The 19,406-nt window shown below is 70.7% G+C and carries 19 protein-coding genes; 6 read left to right on the forward strand and 13 right to left on the reverse strand.

Annotation, left to right across the window (positions count from 1 at the left end; translation table 11 throughout):
- Nucleotides 1–23: 23 nt before the first annotated feature.
- Nucleotides 24–1,331 carry a preprotein translocase subunit SecY gene (gene secY / locus ACFV46_RS13610; RefSeq protein ID WP_385498226.1) on the reverse strand — a complete coding sequence of 436 codons (1,308 nt, stop codon included), beginning with the start codon at nucleotides 1,329–1,331 and terminating at the stop codon, nucleotides 24–26.
- A 207-nt stretch (nucleotides 1,332–1,538) separates the two neighbouring features.
- Here secY and ACFV46_RS13615 point away from each other — a divergent pair, with 207 nt between their 5' ends.
- Nucleotides 1,539–2,156, forward strand: a complete 618-nt coding sequence (locus ACFV46_RS13615) for a TetR/AcrR family transcriptional regulator (protein ID WP_361934176.1) — start codon at nucleotides 1,539–1,541, stop codon at nucleotides 2,154–2,156.
- A gap of 19 nt (nucleotides 2,157–2,175) precedes the next feature.
- Here the strand turns inward: ACFV46_RS13615 and ACFV46_RS13620 are convergent, their stop codons facing one another.
- The gene (locus tag ACFV46_RS13620; RefSeq protein WP_385498227.1) at nucleotides 2,176–3,207 is read right to left on the reverse strand and encodes an NAD(P)H-dependent flavin oxidoreductase; all 1,032 of its coding nucleotides are present in this window, start codon (nucleotides 3,205–3,207) and stop codon (nucleotides 2,176–2,178) included.
- Nucleotides 3,208–3,408: 201 nt separating this feature from the next.
- On the opposite strand from ACFV46_RS13620, the gene ACFV46_RS13625 reads away from it, so the two are divergent.
- Together ACFV46_RS13625 and ACFV46_RS13630 are read left to right on the forward strand one after the other, a co-directional pair.
- Entirely contained in the window at nucleotides 3,409–4,260 is an 852-nt protein-coding gene (locus ACFV46_RS13625; RefSeq protein WP_385498228.1) for a LysR family transcriptional regulator, read from the forward strand.
- Nucleotides 4,261–4,304: 44 nt separating this feature from the next.
- Entirely contained in the window at nucleotides 4,305–4,760 is a 456-nt protein-coding gene (locus tag ACFV46_RS13630; protein ID WP_385498229.1) for a MarR family winged helix-turn-helix transcriptional regulator, read from the forward strand.
- A 104-nt stretch (nucleotides 4,761–4,864) separates the two neighbouring features.
- Here ACFV46_RS13630 and ACFV46_RS13635 read toward each other — a convergent pair whose 3' ends face one another.
- The 7 genes from ACFV46_RS13635 to ACFV46_RS13665 form a co-directional block, all read right to left on the reverse strand.
- Entirely contained in the window at nucleotides 4,865–5,059 is a 195-nt protein-coding gene (locus tag ACFV46_RS13635; protein ID WP_361934164.1) for a hypothetical protein, read from the reverse strand.
- 220 nt (nucleotides 5,060–5,279) lie between these two features.
- On the reverse strand, nucleotides 5,280–6,305 hold the full coding sequence (locus ACFV46_RS13640; RefSeq protein ID WP_385498230.1) for an alcohol dehydrogenase: 1,026 nt from the start codon (nucleotides 6,303–6,305) through the stop codon (nucleotides 5,280–5,282).
- A 310-nt stretch (nucleotides 6,306–6,615) separates the two neighbouring features.
- Nucleotides 6,616–6,999, reverse strand: a complete 384-nt coding sequence (locus ACFV46_RS13645; RefSeq protein ID WP_385498231.1) for an NAD(P)-binding domain-containing protein — start codon at nucleotides 6,997–6,999, stop codon at nucleotides 6,616–6,618.
- Nucleotides 7,000–7,077: 78 nt separating this feature from the next.
- A complete protein-coding gene (locus tag ACFV46_RS13650) occupies nucleotides 7,078–8,127 on the reverse strand; it encodes an LLM class flavin-dependent oxidoreductase (protein WP_385498232.1) in 1,050 nt (349 codons plus the stop codon).
- 104 nt (nucleotides 8,128–8,231) lie between these two features.
- Complete coding sequence (locus ACFV46_RS13655) at nucleotides 8,232–8,525, reverse strand: muconolactone Delta-isomerase family protein (protein ID WP_385498233.1); 294 nt, start codon at nucleotides 8,523–8,525, stop codon at nucleotides 8,232–8,234.
- A gap of 103 nt (nucleotides 8,526–8,628) precedes the next feature.
- Complete coding sequence (gene wrbA / locus ACFV46_RS13660; protein ID WP_385498235.1) at nucleotides 8,629–9,240, reverse strand: NAD(P)H:quinone oxidoreductase; 612 nt, start codon at nucleotides 9,238–9,240, stop codon at nucleotides 8,629–8,631.
- A 198-nt stretch (nucleotides 9,241–9,438) separates the two neighbouring features.
- A complete protein-coding gene (locus ACFV46_RS13665; RefSeq protein WP_385498236.1) occupies nucleotides 9,439–10,011 on the reverse strand; it encodes a TetR family transcriptional regulator C-terminal domain-containing protein in 573 nt (190 codons plus the stop codon).
- 263 nt (nucleotides 10,012–10,274) lie between these two features.
- Between ACFV46_RS13665 and ACFV46_RS13670 the strand changes: the two genes are divergently transcribed.
- Nucleotides 10,275–11,294 carry an alcohol dehydrogenase catalytic domain-containing protein gene (locus tag ACFV46_RS13670; protein ID WP_385498237.1) on the forward strand — a complete coding sequence of 340 codons (1,020 nt, stop codon included), beginning with the start codon at nucleotides 10,275–10,277 and terminating at the stop codon, nucleotides 11,292–11,294.
- Nucleotides 11,295–11,341: 47 nt separating this feature from the next.
- On the opposite strand, the gene ACFV46_RS13675 is transcribed toward ACFV46_RS13670, so the two are convergent.
- Both ACFV46_RS13675 and ACFV46_RS13680 read right to left on the reverse strand, forming a co-directional pair.
- Nucleotides 11,342–11,860: an NUDIX domain-containing protein gene (locus ACFV46_RS13675; RefSeq protein ID WP_385498298.1), complete on the reverse strand. Its 519-nt coding sequence runs from the start codon at nucleotides 11,858–11,860 to the stop codon at nucleotides 11,342–11,344.
- A gap of 307 nt (nucleotides 11,861–12,167) precedes the next feature.
- Nucleotides 12,168–12,911, reverse strand: coding sequence for a FadR/GntR family transcriptional regulator (locus tag ACFV46_RS13680; protein WP_385498238.1), 744 nt, complete (start codon nucleotides 12,909–12,911; stop codon nucleotides 12,168–12,170).
- A gap of 106 nt (nucleotides 12,912–13,017) precedes the next feature.
- Here ACFV46_RS13680 and ACFV46_RS13685 point away from each other — a divergent pair, with 106 nt between their 5' ends.
- Together ACFV46_RS13685 and ACFV46_RS13690 are read left to right on the forward strand one after the other, a co-directional pair.
- A complete protein-coding gene (locus tag ACFV46_RS13685; RefSeq protein ID WP_385498239.1) occupies nucleotides 13,018–14,754 on the forward strand; it encodes an IlvD/Edd family dehydratase in 1,737 nt (578 codons plus the stop codon).
- Nucleotides 14,755–14,806: 52 nt separating this feature from the next.
- The gene (locus tag ACFV46_RS13690; protein WP_385498240.1) at nucleotides 14,807–16,000 is read left to right on the forward strand and encodes a fumarylacetoacetate hydrolase family protein; all 1,194 of its coding nucleotides are present in this window, start codon (nucleotides 14,807–14,809) and stop codon (nucleotides 15,998–16,000) included.
- A 51-nt stretch (nucleotides 16,001–16,051) separates the two neighbouring features.
- On the opposite strand, the gene ACFV46_RS13695 is transcribed toward ACFV46_RS13690, so the two are convergent.
- Nucleotides 16,052–18,430 (reverse strand): glycoside hydrolase family 3 N-terminal domain-containing protein, encoded by a 2,379-nt coding sequence (locus ACFV46_RS13695; RefSeq protein WP_385498241.1) that lies wholly within the window; start codon nucleotides 18,428–18,430, stop codon nucleotides 16,052–16,054.
- 79 nt (nucleotides 18,431–18,509) lie between these two features.
- Nucleotides 18,510–19,406 (reverse strand): carbohydrate ABC transporter permease, encoded by an 897-nt coding sequence (locus ACFV46_RS13700; RefSeq protein ID WP_385498242.1) that lies wholly within the window; start codon nucleotides 19,404–19,406, stop codon nucleotides 18,510–18,512.

Genomic DNA, 19,406 nt, shown 5'->3' on the forward strand with positions numbered 1-19,406 from the left:
ACGCGGCGCCGCTCACGGCTTTCTCAGTGCAGGAAGCCCTCGTAGCGATGCTGCTCGACCTGGCTGCTGATCTGCTTCACGGTCTCCAGCCCGACGCTCACGATGATCAGGATGCTGGTGCCCGTGAGCTGGTTGGAGCTGCCGAAGTTGCCGAGCGCCACGGTGGGGACCAGCGCGATCAGACCCAGGTAGATCGATCCGGGCCACGTGAGCCGGTTGAGGACGTACCCCAGGTACTGCGCGGTGGCGCGGCCCGCCCGAATGCCCGGTACGAACCCTCCGGCCTGCTTGATGTTGCCGGCGATCTCCTCCGGGTTGAACGTGATCGCCACGTAGAAGAAGGCGAAGAAGACGACCAGCAGGAAGTAGGCCGCCACGTAGTACGGATGGTTCCCCTTGGTGAAATTGTGCGTGACCCACGTCGACCACCCCGAGCCCGATCCGGCGAACTGCGCGATCAGGGCGGGAATGTAGAGCAGTGACGAGGCGAAGATGACCGGCACCACGCCGGCCTGATTGACCTTGAGGGGAATGTAGGTGGAGGTCCCCCCGTACGACTTGCGGCCGATCATCCGCTTGGCGTACTGAACGGGGATACGGCGCTGTGCCTGCTCCACGAAGACGACCAGGCCCACCATGGCGAACCCGACCAGCAGAACGATGGCGAAGGCCAGCCATCCGTCGGCGATCGTGCTCTCCTGCTTCACCGCCCAGATCGCTCCCGGCAGCGTGGACGCGATGGAGATGAAGATGAGCAAGGACATTCCGTTGCCGACGCCGCGCTCGGTGATCAGCTCCCCGAACCACATGACGCACGCCGTACCCGACGTGATCGTGATGACCATGACCACGGTGACGAAGACCGACTGGTCCGGCACGATGCTGGAGGCTTCCGGGCAGCTGGGGAACAGCGCGCCGTTGCGCGCGGTCGCGATGAGCCCGGTCCCCTGCAGAACGGCGAGTCCCAGCGTGAGATAGCGACTGTACTGCGTGATCTTCGCTTGTCCGGACGACCCCTCCTTCTTCAGCGCCTCCAGCCGCGGGATCACCACGGTGAGCAACTGAAGAATGATGCTGGCCGTGATGTACGGCAGGATGCCCAGCGCGAAGACCGTGATCTGCAGAAGCGCCCCACCGCTGAAAAGGTTGACCAGACCGAGGATTCCCTCGCCTTTCGAGACCGAACCCACGCATCGCTGGACCGTCCGGTAATCCACACCGGGGATCGGCACATGGGAACCGAGCCGGTACAGCACGATGATGCCGAGGGTGAAGAGCAGTTTCTTGCGCAGGTCGGGGGTCTTGAACACCTGGCTCAACGCGTTCAGCACGATGGTTCCTCTACAGCGGTGCGAGGCAGGGCATAGGCCCGAACCGTACGGACCGCCGACCATCCAGTACGACTACACGCCGATCAGGTCCCCCGGAACGAGCAAGGACCGGGACAACGGGGAGGCCCGGGACCCGTCACGTCAGCCGGGATCGGTCACGTCACCGAAGAGCCGGCCCGAATAGCCTGTCGGTCGTATACTTCCCGTATGGGGCGAACGAGCGATGCCAAGAACAAGATCCTCACCGCTGCTCGATCACTGCTCGAGCAGCGCGGATACTCGGCGCTGGGTGTGGCCGAGATCTGCAAGACGGCCGAGGTGCCCAAGGGCAGCTTCTACTACTTCTTCGAGTCCAAGGAAGCCCTCGCCCTCGCCGTCATCGACGAGCAGTGGGCCGCCGAGCGGCGGGACTGGGAGGGCATCCTGGGCGGGGACGCGCAGCCCCTGGAGCGGCTGCGGCAGCTCTTCGAAGCCACCGAGAAACGCCAGCGGCACGGCCAGGACAGCTGCGGAGTGGTCTCCGGATGCATGTTCGGCAATCTCTCCCTGGAGATGAGCAATCAGACGGACGCCGTACGGGAACGTCTGCAGCAGATCTTCGAAGCCCAGGTGGACATGGTCGAGGAGACCGTCACCGAGGCCCTCAGCCGGGGCGAGATCGCGGTGGACGACCCGCGCGAGGCCGCACGGTCCGTGGTGGCGCAGCTCGAAGGCCAGGTGCTCTTCGCCAAGCTCTACAACAACACCGCCCAGCTGACCACGTTGTGGCCCAACTGCCTCGCTCTGCTGCGCGCCGCCGATCCCCGCGTCGCCGAACCCGCCTGAGGCTCCCCACTCCCCCGTCTCACAACCCGTCGGTGAGCCGCCGCAGCGTCTGTTCCGTCCGCTCCTGCCGGGCCCCGCGGTACGCGGTCCCCGCCCACAGGTGCAGGAGTCCCTGGTCGCCCGCCGCGGCGGCCGCCCTGCGCAGGGGCGCGGTGAGGTGGTGCACGGCCGGATAGCCGGCCGGGGCCAGGGATTCGTAGCGGTCGACGAAGGCGTTGCGCAGTCCACGTGCGGGCCGTCCCGTGAAGGCGCGGGTCAGCACGGTGGTGTCGAACGCCGGATCCGCCAAGGCCCGCCGATGGGGGGCCGATGCTCCGCTCTCGTCCGTACGCAGCAGGAGTGTGCCGACCATGGTGGCCTCCGCGCCCGCCTGCAGGGCTGCCGCCACGTCGGAGGGCGTCCCGATGCCACCGGCGGCGACGAGCGGCAGGGCGACCGCGCCGCGGATCCGTGCCACCAGGTCGGGCAGGGCGACGGGGACGATCGGGCGGTCGGGAGTGAGCGTGGCCGAGTGGCCGCCGGCCGCGGGGCCCTGCACGACCAGCGCGTCCACACCGGCCTCCGCCGCCAAGCGGGCCTCCTCGACGGTGGTGACGCTCTGCAGGACCCGGGTGCCCGCTCGCCGCAGGGCCCGTACGACCGTGGAGTCCGGGATGCCGAACGTGAAGGACACCCAGGGCACCGGCGACTCGACGAGCAGGTCGATCTTGGCCGCCCAGTCGTCGTCGTCCTCCTGGGGCACGCTGTCGGTCAGGCTCAGGCCGTAATGGTCGGCCTCGGTCTGCACCGCACGGGCATAGCGCCGGTAGGCGTCGGCCGAGACGGGGACCGGATGGGGTGCGAACACGTTGACGCCGTACGGGACTCCCCGCTCCTGGACGGTTCGCATCTGCTCGGCAAGGAGTCCCGCCGACTTGTATCCGGCGGCCAGAAAGCCCAGGCTTCCGGCACGCGCGGCCGCCACCACCAGGTCGGGCGTGCTTCCCCCACCGGCCATGGGTGCGGCGAGGACCGGCAGTTCCACACCCAGGTCGGACAGCAGTCGGCTCATGGGTCAAAGCTCCTCTCCACTGGGGGTGGGCGGGCGATCTCGCCGCCCTCTCGGCTTCGGAGCGGCCTCACCGGCCCACGGACGCCGGGCCCACACCCACGCTGACAGCGTAGGACGCCGAGCACGCGGGATCGGGCCCGCGACGATGCCGATTACGCTGGGACTATGCATGACGGGCATCGATACGCGAGGGGCTGAGGGATGGAGGTCGAGATCCGTCACTTCCGGGCCTTCGCCGCGGTGGCGCGCCACCGTTCCTTCTCCCGTGCGGCCGACGAGCTGTCGATCACGCAGCCGGCCCTGAGCCGTACGGTCGCCCAGCTCGAGGCGACGCTGGGTGTGCGCCTCCTCGAGCGCACCTCACGACGCGTGGAACCGACCGATGCCGGCGCGGAGTTCCTGCGGGAGGCGGAACGAGTCCTCGCCTCCTTCGACCATGCCCTCACCGCGGCACGCCGGCTCGGTGTGCTGCGGCTCGGATTCAGCTGGCTTCTCCCGGCGCCCTGGGCGCAGCGGACCATCAGGGCCTTCGAGGGAAGCACCGGTGCCTCCGTGACCCTCACCCGCACCGACGATCCACTGGAGGCTCTGCGCCGGCGCACCGTCGACGTCGCCGTCGTGCGCGGCGACACAGCCGCCCCGGAGCCGCTGCGTACCGTCCGGCTGTACGACGAGCCACGCTTCGCCGTGTGCGCCCGGGAGAGTCCGCTCGCCGGACGCGACCACCTGGACTGGGACGACGTGCGGGAGTGGCGTCTGATCGTGAACAGCGTCAGCGGCACCACCGGGCCGTGGTCCTGGCCCGAGGAGTCCCGGCCGCGGGACATCGTCGAGACGGCGAACTACGACGAGTGGGTCGAGACGGTGGCCGCGAACCGCGGCATCGGGATCGTGCCCGAGACCGCCCGGCACCGGTCCCCCCATCCCGCCCTGCGTTTCGTCGCGCTCACCAACGCCCCGCCGGTCCCCGTCCGGCTGGTCCACCTCCCGGACGGCCCCCGCGTCCTCATCCGCCGCTTCGTCGACGCCTCCCTGGCGGCGGTCGCGGGGTGAGGACCGGGCCCGTTGCGATGACCGGGCGCACCTAGACTGTGCCCATGCCAGACGCGACGCCGGTCATCCCCCTCGCCCCGGACGAGGAAGCCTTCCTCCGCGCTCTCGGCACAGTGATGGCCCTGTTGCCGCGGGTGGTCGACGCGGACATGCTCGGCGAGCTTCCGATCTCCGGTGTCGAGTACACGGTCCTGATGCATCTCTCCGAAGTTCCGCACCATCAGCTGCGGATGAGCGAACTGGCCCACGCCTGCGGCCTGTCGCTGAGCGGGATGACGCGTGTGGTGAACCGTCTGGAGTCGCAGTCTCTCGTCACCCGGCAGAAGTGTCCCGAGGACGGCAGGGCGTGGCTCGTCGTGCTCACCGGCCCGGGACGGAAGATGCTGGAGCGGGCGTGGCCCACGAACCTCGCCAGCGTGCGCCGTCACGTCTTCTCCCGCTTGGACGGGTGCGACGTGGCGGCGGCAGCGGAGGTGCTGCGGCGCATAGCGGCACCCTGACCTAGAGCGTCTCGTTTGGATCAGGCCGGATCAGGGAGCGGGCACCGGACCGCTTCCGCCTGGGAGGAGCAGTGCTCCTCGGCTCCGATGGGCCGCCGGCTCCCTCACAGGCCCATGTCCAGGGCGAGGCAGGAGAACTGGTTCCAGGACCTCTCGGGGTTGTAGGCGTCGACCACCGCCCCGTCCGGCGTGGCCGGCTGGGACACGGTCATGTCCTCGACGCGTATGCGCTCCGGCAGCCGCCCGAATCGCTCGAGCCGGGCGGCCGCCGCGGCGTCCATCGCATCTTCAGCGCTCATGGTGTCTTCCTCTTCCGTCGTGCCCGTCGTGCCCGTTCGGGTTCGGGTCCACAGGGAATCGATGGTCAAATGTCGCACCCATCGCGTCACCAGTCAAGGGGGTGACGCGATGGGTGCGAGTGGCGACTGCGCGACGTCTGGCTTGGAGTTGCCCCAGTCGAGGCCCGTCAGGTGGCCGAGGAAGTGACGGCGCTCCCGGGCGGACGACCTCGCGGCGGTGTCAGGCGAAGGTGAGGACCATCCGGAAGCGCGCGGCGCCGGAGAGCATCCTCTGGTAGGCGGAGTCCGCCTCGCTCAGGGGCACGGTCTCCACCGTGGGGCGGATGCCGTGCAGGGCGGCGAACTCCATGGTGTCCTGCACGTCCTTCGCGGTACCGGAGGGGTGGCCCCGCACCACCTTGCCGGGCAGGATGAGCTGGAGCGGTGTGATGCCCAGAGGTTCGGGCGAGACTCCGATGACCACGAGTTCACCGCGGGACGTCAGCCCGTCGACGGTGGCCGTGATGGCTTCGGAGTTGCCGGCCGTCGCCAGCACCACCTTGGCTCCTCCGAGTGCCTGCAGCGCCTCCGCGACCGGGGTCGCCCCGGTGCTGTCGACGTAGTGGTGGGCCCCGAAGCGCTTGGCCAGCTCGGCCTTCTCCGAGCCGCGGGCGACGGCCACCGTCTCGAACCCCATGGACACGGCGAACTGGACGGCCAGATGCCCCAGACCACCCAGTCCCACCACGGCGACCCGGTCGCCCGGTTGTGCGGAGCTGCGGCGCAGTCCGTTGTACGTCGTGACGCCCGCGCAGGCCATGGGTCCGGCGTCCGCCGCCGACAGGGCATCCGGAATCCGCGCCAGCGCGTCGACCGGCGCGATCATGCTCTCCGCGAAGCCTCCGTCGTACGCATAGCCCGGGATCTTGAGGTTCTCGCACACGATGAAGTCACCCCGCCGGCAGGCGGCGCAGTGCCAGCAGCTGCCGCCGAACCAGCCGACCGTCACCCGGTCCCCCACCTTCCAGCCGAAGTCCTCGGCGCCCTCGCCCAGTTCCTCGATCCGCCCGGCGACCTCATGTCCGGGGACCAGGGGGAACCGCGTGTGGGGCATTGTGCCGGTCACGAAGAAGTCGTCGCTGTGGCAGATGCCGCATGCCTCGACGGCCAGGCGGACATGGCGGGGCCCCGGCCGGGGCACTTCGCGCTCGACGACCTCGAACCGCCCACTCGGACTCGTCACCTGAGCGACACGATAGGTATGCATGGGTGTCTCCGTCATCAGGAGGGCCGCCCTCGCGGCACGCCGACCGCACCGATCGACGGCGGGCCGGGGCATACCCCGAGGGCAGCCGGTGCGTCACGCCACGCGCGCCGGCACCAAGGACCCGGGTCCCTGGGCGGCTGAGTCGGTGGCGACCTTTCAACGGGCGGCGGTTGCGCTCACCGGTGGCCGGCCCGGCACCAGCGAGCACATCCATCCCACCACCACCCGGACGCCCCGGCAAAAGATGTGCCCCGGCACCGTCGTGTGCAGCCGCCCGGCCCTCCCCCACCCCGCCAGGACCGGCCGGTCGTCATCCAGCCGACGCAAGTCCGTTCGCGGAGCGGGCCTCGCTGACCGCACGCCCGCGCTCGGACACGGCAAAGCGGTCCGGCATGGCACGCAGTTCGCCCGCGCCGACGGTGGCCCCGAAGGGCTCGGTACCCGGCTGCAGACGCACTCCGTGAGCGAGCGGGCCCGCGTCCACCGGCTCAGAACCGAGGTCGTCGACCAGGTGCATCACGGTGGACAGGGCGTCCGCATCGTCCCCGGCGACGGCGATCGCGGCGATTCCGTCGGGGGCGCCGGAACCCGCGACGAGGACGCGGTACCCGGCGGCCACCGCCAGCCGGGCCAGGACGGTGCCCACCTTCCCGGCGCCCAGAATGCCGATCGTGCGCGTGTGCCGCATGGTCATCTTCGTCTCCGAACCCAAGTCGACCCGCGAGGATGTCGCGGACCATGGGGATCGCCTTCGTGCCGTAGGGCGACGACATCAGTCATGTGTGGCCTCCTTACGGAGGATCTCCCGGACCCGGGGGGCGACTTCGTGGCCCAGCAGCTCGATCGTGCGGGCGCGGGCCTGCCGCGGCAGGTGCATGACGTCGTACTTGAGGTCGAAGCGGCTCAGGCGCAGGTCCCGGGCGACGGTGGCGATCTTGCGAGCGACCGTCTCCGGGGAACCGACGAAGAGCGCGCCGTGCTCCAGCTCGGCCTCGTAGCGCTTGCGGTCCGGTTTGTAGAAGCCGCGCTCCTCGGCAAGTTGACGCACGACCGGCTCCCAGTACCGCCACCAGGTCTCGACCGCCTCCTCGTCGCTGTCGGCGACGAGCCCCAGGGAGTGCTGTCCGATCGGCTGCGGAGCGTGTCCGGCCTGCTGGAGCGCCCGGTGGTAGAGGTCCACGTGGCTGGCGAAGCGCTGGGGCCGGCCGCCGATGACGGCCAGCATGAGGGGCAGACCGTAACGGGCGGCGCGCAGGACGGAATGCGGGCTCCCGCCCACCCCGATCCAGGTGGGGATGCCGCCGGGGCGCATCCGGGGACGCAGTTCCTGCTCGACGAGCGGGGCGCGGGCCGCCCCGCTCCACGTCACCCTCTCCTCCCGCTGCAGGCGCATGAACAGCTCGAGCTTCTCCTCGAAGAGCTGCTCGTACTCGGTGAGGTCGTAGCCGAACAACGGGAAGGACTCGGTGGACGAGGCGCGTCCGAGAATCATCTGGGCGCGGCCGTTCGACACGGCGTCGAGCGTGGAGAACGCGTGATACAGCCGCACCGGGTCGTTGGTGCTCAGCACGGTCACCGAGGTGCCGAGGCGCAGGCGTTTGGTGGCGGTGGCGATGGCGGCGAGCAGGACCGGGACGGCGCTGTCGACGTGTCCCGGCCGGTAGTGCTCGCCGACACTGAAGACGTCCACCCCCGAGGACTCGGCGAGCCGGGCCTCCTCCACGAGGAGACGCACCACCTCGGCGTCGCCGAGCGTGCGGCCGCCGTCCGTGGCGATCTCGCCGAAAGAGTTCAGCCCGATCTCGAAAGCGTCGGCTCTCATGGCCGCTCCTTCCCGGTCCGCTCCCCCGGGGGCCTGTCGCCACGCAGGATGCATTACTTGACACGTCAAGCATGCCGCGACGTGCTTGACCTGTCAAGAAGTACTCAGGCGGCCCGACCCGGATCGTTCGGATGGGACTGCAAGGGCGTGATCACCACGGTCATCCAGGGCCACAGAGGGAGACTGCCGAGCACCTTCGCCCGCAGTTCGGCCTCGTCGTCGGCGAGCCAGACGCCGACGCTGCGCAGCTCCCCGACCGGGCGCCACAGCCGGAAAAGGTGCCCCTGGGCCGTCAGTTCCCTGGCTCGTACGGCTTCGGCGGCGCGACGCTCGTCGACCACCGCCTGATCGGTTCCCTCGGGAACGGTGGTCGTCAGTTCGACCAGGAACTCTTTCATGATCTTTTCCTTCTCGATGGGCGGAGCGGTGAGCGGGCCGGCACAGGGGTCCCGACCCGCTCACCGCGGTGACGGGGCGCCGCCGTCACGGGGGCGGCCTGGGTCAGGCAGCGGCCTTGATCGTGCCGGCGATCCTCACCACGCGTTCGGCCTGGATGCGGGCGGCGGTGCGCGTGGTGTCGTCGACGGGATTGGTGCCCTGACCGTCCGCGTGGGACGTGCCGTAGGGGTTGCCATCGGCGAACTTGGCCGGATCCGTGAAGCCCGGGCTGACGACGAGGCCGCCGAAGTGGTGGACCGAGTTGTACAGGGCGAGCAACGTCGACTCGTGGCCCGCGTGCGCCGTGGCGGTGGACACGAAGCCGCTGTACACCTTGTCGGCGAGCCTGCCCTCGGCCCACAGTCCGCCGAGCGTGTCGATGAACTGCTTGAGCTGCGAGGAGACGTTGCCGAAGCGGGTCGGGGTGCCGAAGATGACCGCGTCCGCCCACTCGATGTCCTGCGGTGTGGCCTCCGGAATGCTCGCGGTGGCCGCGTGGTTCGCGGCCCAGGCCGGGTTGGACTCGATCGCCGCCCGGGGAGCCAGCTCGGCGACCCTCAGCAGGCGGACGTCGGCCCCCGCCTTCACACCGGCGTCGTGGAGCTCCTTGGCGATCTCCGTGATGGTGCCGGTCGAGGAGTAGTAGACGATTGCGAGCTTGACGGGAGTGGACATGGAGAGCCTCCATCGAAAGGGCTGCGGGTGGTTTCCGGCGTCACTAGACGACCGGTCATTTAAACTAGACGACCGGTCGCCTATCGTCAAACGAGGGAGTTCACGCAGGCAGGGGCCCCCGACAGGGCTCAGGTGGCGTCACGCGAGGCGCCGCCCTGGTCGTGCACGCCGGTCAGGGGGGCGCGCAGGGTCACCGTCCTAGCGGAGAACTCGCTCGAAAACGGTCCGGAAGAACGCGTCCACGGGGGCGGCCGACTTGTCGACCCGCACCGCGATCAACGTTCCTTCCCAGGCGCTCAGGATGAAGAGGGCGGTCGCCTCGGTGTCCAGGGAACCGTCGAGGTCACCCGCCTCCTGGGCCTCGGCGAGCACCAGGCTGAGCCGGTGGGCCCAACCGTCGAAGCCCTGCTGGGCCGCGGACCGGATCTCCTCGCTGTGATCGGCGACCTCGGCACCGAGATTGCCCACCAGACAGCCGCGGACGAAACCGTTGTCCACCGTGTCCCTGCTGAGGTACTCGAAGTGCGCTCGCAGCCGGTCCAGCGGAGGGAGGTCCGGCGAGGTGAGCAGGTCGAAGCGCAAGGTGTCCGCGTACCTGCTGAGCGCCTCCAGGGCGCTCTCCTCCTTGCTGGCGAAGTGGTTGTAGAAGGAGCCCTTGGGGACTCCCGCCGCCTTCGTGATGTCGTTGATGCCGGTGGCGTTGAAGCCCCGCGCGTGGAACTGCCGGAAGGCCGCCTCGGCGATCTCCTCGCGCTTGGACGCTCGCCCCATGCCACTCGCCTCCTGTGACCTTGCTCGATTCGCCGGACCCCGCGGCGCCGCCGCCGGAGCGGAGAGGACCACGGCGTACGAGATGACCGACCACCTCATCGTATGCGCCTCCGCCGCAACCCTCGTGGGGACGTGGGTTACGCTCTTTGAGACGACCGGTCATTTTGCTGAGTCACGGCGGCGTGCAACCGCCTGCGCAGGCCATCCTGCGGACCTGCGGACCGGTACGTCGCTTCCCCTCCGAACGACATCCAGGAGCCACCATGTCCACCTACCGGGCCTTCGAGGCCACCGGCGTCCACAACCTGCGGTTGGTCGAACGCGAGCTGACCGATCCCGCCCCGGGACAGGTGCGTCTGCGCGTCGAGGCCTGCGGGATCTGCCACACCGACGTGCTGGCCGTGGAGGGCCTGCGGGCCGACCCCTCGGAACCCGTGGTGCCGGGCCACGAGGTCGTCGGCGTCATCGACGCGGTGGGAGCCGGCGTCACCACCTGGCAGATCGGCGACCGAGTGGGCGTCGGCTTCCTGAACGGACAGTGCGGGGAGTGCGAGCCCTGCCGCCGGGGCGACTTCGTCAACTGCCTCGACCAGGAGCAGACGGGTACGACGGTCGACGGCGGGTACGCCGAGGTGGTCCACGCCCGGGCGAGTGGGCTGGTGCGTATCCCGGAAGGCATCTCCGCGATCGACGCCGCTCCCCTGCTGTGCGCCGGCCTGACCACCTTCATCGCCCTCCAGCAGGGGCCCACCCGGGCGGGCGCCCTTGTCGCGGTGCAGGGCGTCGGCGGCCTGGGCCACCTGGCCCTGCAGTACGCGCGCGCCCTCGGCTACCGTGTGGCCGCCATCGCCCGCGGCCCGGAGAAGGAGGCGTACGCCCGGGAGTTGGGCGCCCACGTCTACATCGACAGCACCGGCACCGACCCCGGGGCCGAACTGGCCGCCCTGGGCGGGGCGTCGATCATCATCGCCACCGCCTCCAGCGGCGCGTCGATGAACCCGCTGGTCCGCGGGCTCGCTCCGAACGGCAAGCTGGTCGTGGTCGGGGCGGCGCCCGACCCGCTGACCATCGCCACCCCGGACCTCATCTTCGGCACCCGCTCGGTCGTGGGCAGCCTGACCGGGACCTCGATCGAGAACGAGGACAACCTGGCGTTCAGCCTGGCCAACGAGATCCGGCCCCGCGTCGAGGTCATGGGCTTCGACCGGGCGATGGAGGCCTACGAGCGGATGCTGTCGGGCCAGGCCCGCTTCCGCGTCGTCCTCGACGTCACGGCGGCCTGATACGGCCGACCTGCCGCGGTCCAGTGGGCCGCGGCAGGTGCAGGTCCCTATCGAGGGCGATACCGCTCGAAGATCTGCCGGCTGTCCGGGGTGAAGGTCCACTCCCGCAAGGCCCGCCGCAGTTCCGGCTCGGTCAGCCATCCGTGCCAGGCCACTTCCCGCGGATCGGGGACGACGGACTCCGGAAGCAGGACGGCATCGCACACGCCCAGCCAGTGAGGGCTGAGCCCGGCCCGGTTGAGGAACGTGAACCGGGAACACACGGTCGCCCGCACCCCCAACTCCTCGCACAGCTCCCGGGCGGCCGCCTGCGCATAGGACTCCCCGACCCCGGCGGCGCCTCCGACACCGAGTTCGTAATGTCCCGGGAAACGGGTCAGCCGCTCGGCGCGTCGATGGACGAGGAAGCGACCTCGCCCATCACGGCACACCACCACGCCGACTCGATGCAGCCAGCTGTTCCGGACCGCTTCCGACCGGCTGACCACTCCCAGCACCCGGTCGTGCGTGTCGACGCGCTCCACAAGTTCGTCCACGTCTCCTACGGTCCCAGGGGCCACTGACATCAGCCCCCGCGTGCTCTGTCCTCGCCCGGGACTCAGCCAGGCGTCCCGTCCGGCCACGCCCTGACGGTGATCCGCGCGTAGTCGTATCCGCCTGGCTGCGGTGAGGAGTTGTACGTGACCGTGAACGTGCGCCGTACGTCGCCGAAGTGGCCACCGAAAGCGCCGACTCTACTGGCCTTGGTGCGGCGGCGGTTGGGCGTGCGGATGGCTCTGCGGTGGTACCTGGTCCGCAGGTGGGCCGTACCCGGGCTGGCGGCCTAGTCCGCCCGTGCGCGAACAGGACAACGGCACTTGCAGATCGCCGGTCTCAGGCGGTGTCGTGCGGCAGCCCCGGTGAGCGGGCGATCTCCTGTTCGGCGGCTTCGATCAGGGTGTGTGCGGCGGTCGCGGCGGCTGTCGGGTCGTGGGCCTCGATGGCTTGCACGATGGCCCGGTGGCCCGGCAGCGAGGACTCCACCGCGCCCGGCGTCTGGGTGCTGATGACGAAGCTGTGTTCCAGCGCGATCTCGACGGCTCGGCCCAGGGAGCCGAGGAGGCGGTTGCCGCCGGCGTCGAGGAGTGCTCGGTGGAAGGCGATGTCGGCCTCGACGTAGCCGGTGCGGTCGGGGGACGCCGCCGCGGTCTCCATGGCGGTCAGGGCGTCGTGGAGGGCGCGTACGTGGTCGGGGTCGGCCCGTCGGGCGGCGAGGCGGGCCGCGGCGGGCTCGACGATGCGGCGCAGTTCGCTCGTGTCGCGCAGCAGGGCCGCCGCGTCCCCGGCCTGCTTCCAGCGCAGGACGTCGGGGTCCAGGTGGTTCCAGTGCTCCGGGGGCCGCACGCGCGTGCCGGTGCGTGGGCGTACGTGCAGCATCCCCTTGGCCACCAGCGACTTGACCGCCTCGCGCAGGGCTCCGCGGCTGACGCCGATCTCGCGTGCGAGGGCGTCCTCGACCGGCAGCGGGGCTCCGGGCTCCCACTCACCGTCCACGATGCGCTGCCCGAGCGTGTCGACCACGCGCTGGTGCGTGGTCGGGAAGTGGCCCATGGTCTGTGTTCGCCCCCTGGACGTCATTCATCGAATCATTTAATGATTGGGGCAGAAGGCTAGGCGCTGAGGGCCTCGGCCGCCAGTGCCGCCTCGCCGAGTGGGACGACGTCTGAGCCACGGGAGTGTGCACATGACCGACCGACAGAGGGCGGACCGCCGCAGCCAGGCGTGGTTCGGCGCGCAGGGGCGCAGCGGGATGCTGTACCGGTCCTGGATGCGCAACCAGGGTTTCGGGCACGAGGTGTTCGACGGACGTCCCGTCATCGGCATCGCGACCAGCGCCTCCGAACTCGCGCCGTGCAACGCCCATCTGACGCGGGTCGCCGAGGCCGTCAAGCGCGGGGTGTGGCAGGCGGGCGGCCTGCCGTTGCAGTTCCCCACCATGGCCACCGGCGAGACGCTGATGCGCCCGACCGCCATGCTGTACCGCAACCTCATGGCCATGGAGGTCGAGGAGCTGATCCGGGCCAATCCGCTCGACGGCGTCGTCCTGCTGTCCGGCTGCGACAAGACCACCCCCGCCATGCTCATGGGCGCCGCCAGCGTCGATCTGCCCGCTGTCATGGTCACCGGCGGGCCGATGCTCAACGGCAAGTTCCGTGGGCAGGACGTGGGTTCCGGCACCCACGTGTGGAAGTTCGAGGAGGATCTGAAGACCGGCCGGATGAGCGAGGAGGAGTGCTTCTTCGCCGAAGGCTGCATGGCCCGCTCCAACGGCCACTGCATGACCATGGGCACCGCCTCGACCATGGCCTGCCTGGCGGAGGCCCTCGGCATGCAGCTGCCGGGTTCGGCGGCCTGGCCCGCCGTCGACTCCCAGCGCATGGAGACCGCCCAGGCGGCGGGGCAGCGCATCGTGGCGATGGTGGAGGAGGAGCTGCGGCCCTCGCGGATTCTGACCCGCGAGGCGTTCGAGAACGCCGTCCGCGTCAACGCGGCCATCGGTGGGTCCACGAACGCGGTCATCCATCTGACCGCCCTCGCCGGACGCGTCGGCGTCGAGCTGGGTCTGCGGGACTTCGACGAGCTGGTCCGTTCGGTCCCGACGCTGGTCAATCTGATGCCCAGCGGCAAGTACCTGATGGAGGACTTCTGTTACGCGGGTGGGCTGCCCGCCGTCATGGCCGAGATGCTCGACGGTGGACTGCTGCACGGCGGCCCGGTCACCGTCACGGGACGTACCGTCGCCGAGAACGTGGAGAACGCCGAACGCTATGACACCGACGTCATCACCCCGCTCGACGCCCCCTTCCAGCCCGCCGGCACCGGCATCGCCGTCCTGAGCGGCAACCTCTGCCCGGACGGCGCCGTCATCAAGCAGTCCGCCGCCTCACCGCACCTGCTGACCCACCGCGGTCCCGCCCGGGTCTTCGACTCCCCCGAGGCGTATCACGAGGTCGCCGACGACCCGGCCCTCGACATCGACGAGAACACCGTGATCGTCATCCGCAACGCCGGCCCCAAGGGCTACCCCGGCATGCCGGAGGTCTCCAACGTGCCGCTTCCCGCGAAGCTGCTGAAGGCCGGTGTCACCGACATGGTGCGCATCTGCGACGGACGGATGAGCGGCACCGGCTACGGGACCGTGGTGCTGCACGTGGCGCCCGAGGCCGCCGTCGGCGGACCCCTCGCCCTGGTCCGCGACGGGGACCCCATCGTCCTCGACGTCCCCCACCGCACCCTGCGCCTGGACGTCGACGACGCCGAACTCGCGCGGCGCCGTCAGGAGTGGACGCCGCCCGCCGAGCAGTACTCCAGCGGCTACACCTGGCTCTACACCCAGCACGTCGAACAGGCCGACCGCGGTGCCGACTTCACCTTCTTGCGCGGCAGCCGCGGACACACGGTCCCCCGCGACTCCCACTGAGCCCCCTGAGTCCATCAGCCCTTACACGTCCCCAGTCAGGAGAGCACCCCTCGTGGAATCGGCAGCAGCGCGCCCCCGTCCGGTTCTCGACCTCGACCCCGGCTCCGTCCTGCCGGACGACTCCGATCGGGCCGCCCTCGTCGCCCGCGTCCACGATCCCGAGGCGGGCGGGCCGTGCGTGGCCGCCGTGCGGGGCGAGGAGGTCGTCGACCTCACGGCCCTCTCCCCCACCGTCTCCGACCTCCTGGAGCGCGACGACGCGGCGGCCCTCGTCCGCGAAGCCGACGGCGGACGCGTCTGGCCTCTGGACGAACTGCTGCAGGCACCGCCGGGCCGCCCCGGCGTGCCGCATCTGCTCGCGCCCATCGACCTCCAGGTGATCAAGGCGGCGGGTGTCACCTTCGCCCGCAGCCTGCTGGAACGGGTCATCGAGGAGCGCACCGGCGGCGATCCGGCGCAGGCCGCGAAGGTGCGGGCCAGGGTCGTGCAAGCCGTGGGTGGTCGCCTCGACGGCATCCGGCCGGGCTCGCCCGAGGCGGTCAAGGCCAAGGAGGCGCTCGTCGCCGAAGGGCTCTGGTCGCAGTACCTGGAGGTCGGGATCGGGCCCGACCCGGAGGTGTTCACCAAGGCCCCCGTGCTGTCCGCCGTCGGCACCGGCGCCGACATCGGCGTACTCGCCGCCTCCGTGTGGAACAACCCCGAGCCGGAGGCCGTCCTCGTCGTGGACTCGCGCGGGCGGGTGCGTGGGGCGACGCTCGGCAACGACGTCAATCTCCGGGACATCGAGGGGCGCAGTGCCCTGCTGCTGTCCCGCGCCAAGGACAACAACGCCTCCTGTGCGATCGGCCCGTTCGTCCGGCTGCTCGACGACGAGTTCGGCGTCGAGGACGTGCGCGGCCTCGACGTCGACCTGCGGGTCGACGGTCCGGACGGTCACGTCCTGCGGGGCAGCAGCTCTCTCCGCGAGATCAGCCGCGACATCCTCGATCTGGTGGCGGCCACGCACGGCGCACACCATCAATACCCGGACGGCTTCGTGCTGTTCACGGGCACGTTGTTCGCGCCGACGGAGGACCGGCACGCGCCCGGCGCCGGGTTCACCCATGAGTACGGCGACGTCGTCACCATCTCCAGTCCGAGGCTCGGCGCGCTGGTCAACACCGTCGTCCGCAGCGAGGACGCCGCGCCGTGGACGTATGGCGTGGGGGCTCTCATGCGCAACCTCGCCCGGCGCGGGCTGCTGTAGGGCTCCCGAGGGAGTGCGCGGTGCTCCTGGCCCGCGCCGCGCACCCCCGGTTCAGGTGGTCGGCGGCTCCTGGAGGATCGTGGCGTGCAGCCGCCGCGTGTGGTCCAGCGGGCGCTCGGCTCCGGTCAGCGTGACCCGGGCCGTCAGACGCGGGTCCGCGCTGGAGGCGGCGAGCCGCAGTTCCAGGTCGCCCGGTTCGACGATGCGCCGGCCGTCGCGTCCGGTGAAGGAGGCCAGGTCGGCCGGGACCGTGACGCTCAGGCGCCGGGCCTCTCCCGGCTCCAGCGCGACCCGGGTGTAGCCGATGAGGCGCTGCACCGGCTGCACGACGGAGGCGACCGGGTCGTGCAGGTAGAGCTGGACCACCTCGGTCCCTGGCCGCTCCCCCGTGTTGCGGACGGTGAAGGAGAGCGCGAACTCCCCGGCCGTCGAGGCCTCTTCGGCCTCCACGCTCAGGTCCGCCCAGTCGAACCGCGTGTACGACAGGCCGTGGCCGAAGGCGAACGCCGGGGTCGGGTCGATGTTGGACACCGCGCTGGCCTGTGCGAGCCGCGCCCCGAGGTAGGTGCCCGGCTGAGAACCCGGTCCGCGCGGCACGCCGACCGGGAGACGTCCGGAGGGGTTGACCCGGCCGGCGATCACCCCGGCGATCGCGTGCGTACCCTCCTCGCCGGGGAAGAAGGACTGCACGATCGCCGCGGACTCCTCCACGGCACGCCCGAGGGCGTAGGGCCGTCCGGCCAGCAGGACGGTGACGACGGGGGTGTCGAGGTCGAGCATCGTGTCGAGCAGGTGCTGTTGCGCGCCTGGCAGGGCCAGTGACTCGGCGTCGCAGCCCTCGCCGCTGGTGCCCCTGCCGAAGAGTCCGGCCCGGTCGCCGAGCACCACCACGGTGACGTCGGCCTCGCGCGCCACCCGCGCCGCCTCGTCGAGGCCGGTGAGGTCCCCGTCGTCGACGCCGGTGCCGCGGGCGTACGTGATCTCGGCGTCGGGGAACTCGGCGGCGAGTGTCGTGCGCAGAGTGGGCAGGTCGATGCCGAGGGGCGTGTCGGGGTGGCGGACGCCGATGTGCTGGGGGAAGGAGTAGCAGCCCAGTACGGCCACGGGTTCGTCGGCGTTGGGACCGATCAGGGCGATGCGGCGCGGGCGCTCCAGCGGCAGGGTGCCGTCGTTGCTGAGCAGCACGACCGCCTCCTCGGCGAGGGTGCGGGCCAGGGCGCGGTTGTCGGGGCTGTCCAGGTCGATCCGGCCGCGCAGGGCCTCCGGGTCGTCCGGGTCCGTGCCGTCGAGGGCCGCCGGTACGGGGTTCCAGTCCGGGTCGAGGAGGCCGAGTTCCACCTTCTGGGTGAGGACGCGGCGTACGGCGCGGTCGACCAGCTTCTCCGGGACGCGGCCGTCGGCGACGGCCTCGGTCAGAGGTGCGCCGTACGTCTTGACGTTGGGCAGTTCGACGTCGATGCCCGCGCGCAGGGCGGTGCCGGCGGCGCTCGCCCAGTCGGACGCCACGCCGTGCAGCGTCGTGAGGAAGGCGATGGCGAAGTAGTCGGCGACGACGGTGCCGTCGAAGCCCCATGTGTCGCGCAGGAGTCCGGTGAGCAGGGCTTCGTCGGCCGCCGAGGGCACGCCGTCGGTGTCGGTGTAAGCGTTCATGACGGAGCGGGCGCCGCCCTCGCGGATCGCCATCTCGAACGGCGGCAGCAGCACGTCGGCGCGTTCGCGCGGGCCCACTGAGGCGGGGGCGAGGTTGCGGCCGGCGCGGGATGCCGAGTAGCCGGCGAAGTGCTTGAGGGTGGCGACGATCCCGGCGGACTCCAGGCCCTGCACGTAGGCCGTGCCGATGGTGCCGACGAGGTAGGGGTCCTCGCCGATGGTCTCCTCGACGCGGCCCCAGCGCGCGTCGCGCACCACGTCCAGGACGGGCGCGAGGCCCTGGTGGACGCCGACCGAGCGCATGTCCCGGCCGATGGCGGCGGCGATACGCCGGACGGTGTCGGGGTCGAAGGAGGCGCCCCAGGACAGGGGGACGGGGTAGGCCGTCGCTCCCCAGGCGGCGAAGCCGGCCAGGCATTCGTCATGGGCGAGGGCGGGGATGCCGAAGCGGTTGGACGCGGCGATCCTGGCCTGCGTGCGGGCCAGGGAGAGTGCGCCGAGGGCCGGGTCGACGGGGACCGTGCCGAAGGGGCGGGTGAGCTGGCCGAGTCCGGTGGGCAGGAGGGCGTCGAGGTCGACGGGCTCCTCCATCTCGTGCTGATGGGGCGCCACTTCGCCGCCCTCGTCGGAGGCGCCCACCCAGACTCCGTACAGCTGGGCGGTCTTCTCCTCGAGGGTCATCGCGTCGACCAGCGCGTCGACGCGCGCGGCGACGGTGGCGGTGGGGTCGTTCCAGAGGGCTGTCGCGGAGGTGTTCTCTACGGCCACGTCGGCGTTCACTTTCCTCCCACGCCCGTCGGCCCCTCGAGCAGGGCACCGCGGGCGAACCGGTAGACGAGTGGATCGGTGTCCGCGCCGGTCAACGGCTGAACCCCGCGGTCAGCCCGCTCAGCAACTGGCGGCGGCCGAAGGCGTACAGGACCAGGACGGGCAGGGTGGTCAGGACGACGGCGGCGAGCACGGCGGGCACGTTGACGCCGTACTGGCCCTGGAAGGTCCACAGGGCCAGCGGCAGCGTGCGGCGGTCCGGGCTCTGGGTGAGGACCAGGGGCAGCAGGAAGCCGTTCCAGATGGTCAGGGCGTTGAAGATGGAGACGGTGAGGATGGCCGGACGGGTGAGCGGCGCCGCCAGCCGCCACAGCGTCGTCCACTCCTTGGCACCGTCGACGCGCATCGAGTCGAACAGTTCCTTGGGCACGTCCCGGATGAAGTTGGCGAGCACCAGCACCGACAGCGGGATGGCGAAGGCGATCGACGGGAGGATCAGGGCGGGCAGGCTGTCGTAGAGGTGCAGTTTGATGATGATGAGGTAGACGGGGATGATCGTCGCCTGGAGCGGGATGGCCAGGCCCATCAGGAACAGGCCGTTCATGGCGCGCAGGACCCGCATGCGCCAGCCGCGGACGATCGCGTAGGCCGCCATGAAGGAGACCACGACGGCCGGGACGACGGCCCCGACGGTCACGACGACGCTGTTCAGGAAGTACTGGAGGAAGTCGGACTCGATGACGAGCCGGTAGTTCTCCAGGGTGGGGTCGGTGGACGGCACCAGCGGGTTGCCGGCGTAGTAGCGGGTGCGGGCCTTGAAGCTGGTGATGAGGGCCCAGTAGAGGGGTACGGCCACGACGGCGAGCCAGAGCCAGCCGGCCAGGCCCCCGAGCCAGTTGCGTCGGCGGGTGGCCGGGCGGGAGCGGCGCGGACCCTCGTCGTGGGTGACCTTCTGCGGCCGTCGCGTTTTCGTCAGGGTGGTGGTCAC

Source organism: Streptomyces sp. NPDC059852 (assembly GCF_042731455.1).
In the GTDB taxonomy this organism is placed as follows: domain Bacteria; phylum Actinomycetota; class Actinomycetes; order Streptomycetales; family Streptomycetaceae; genus Streptomyces.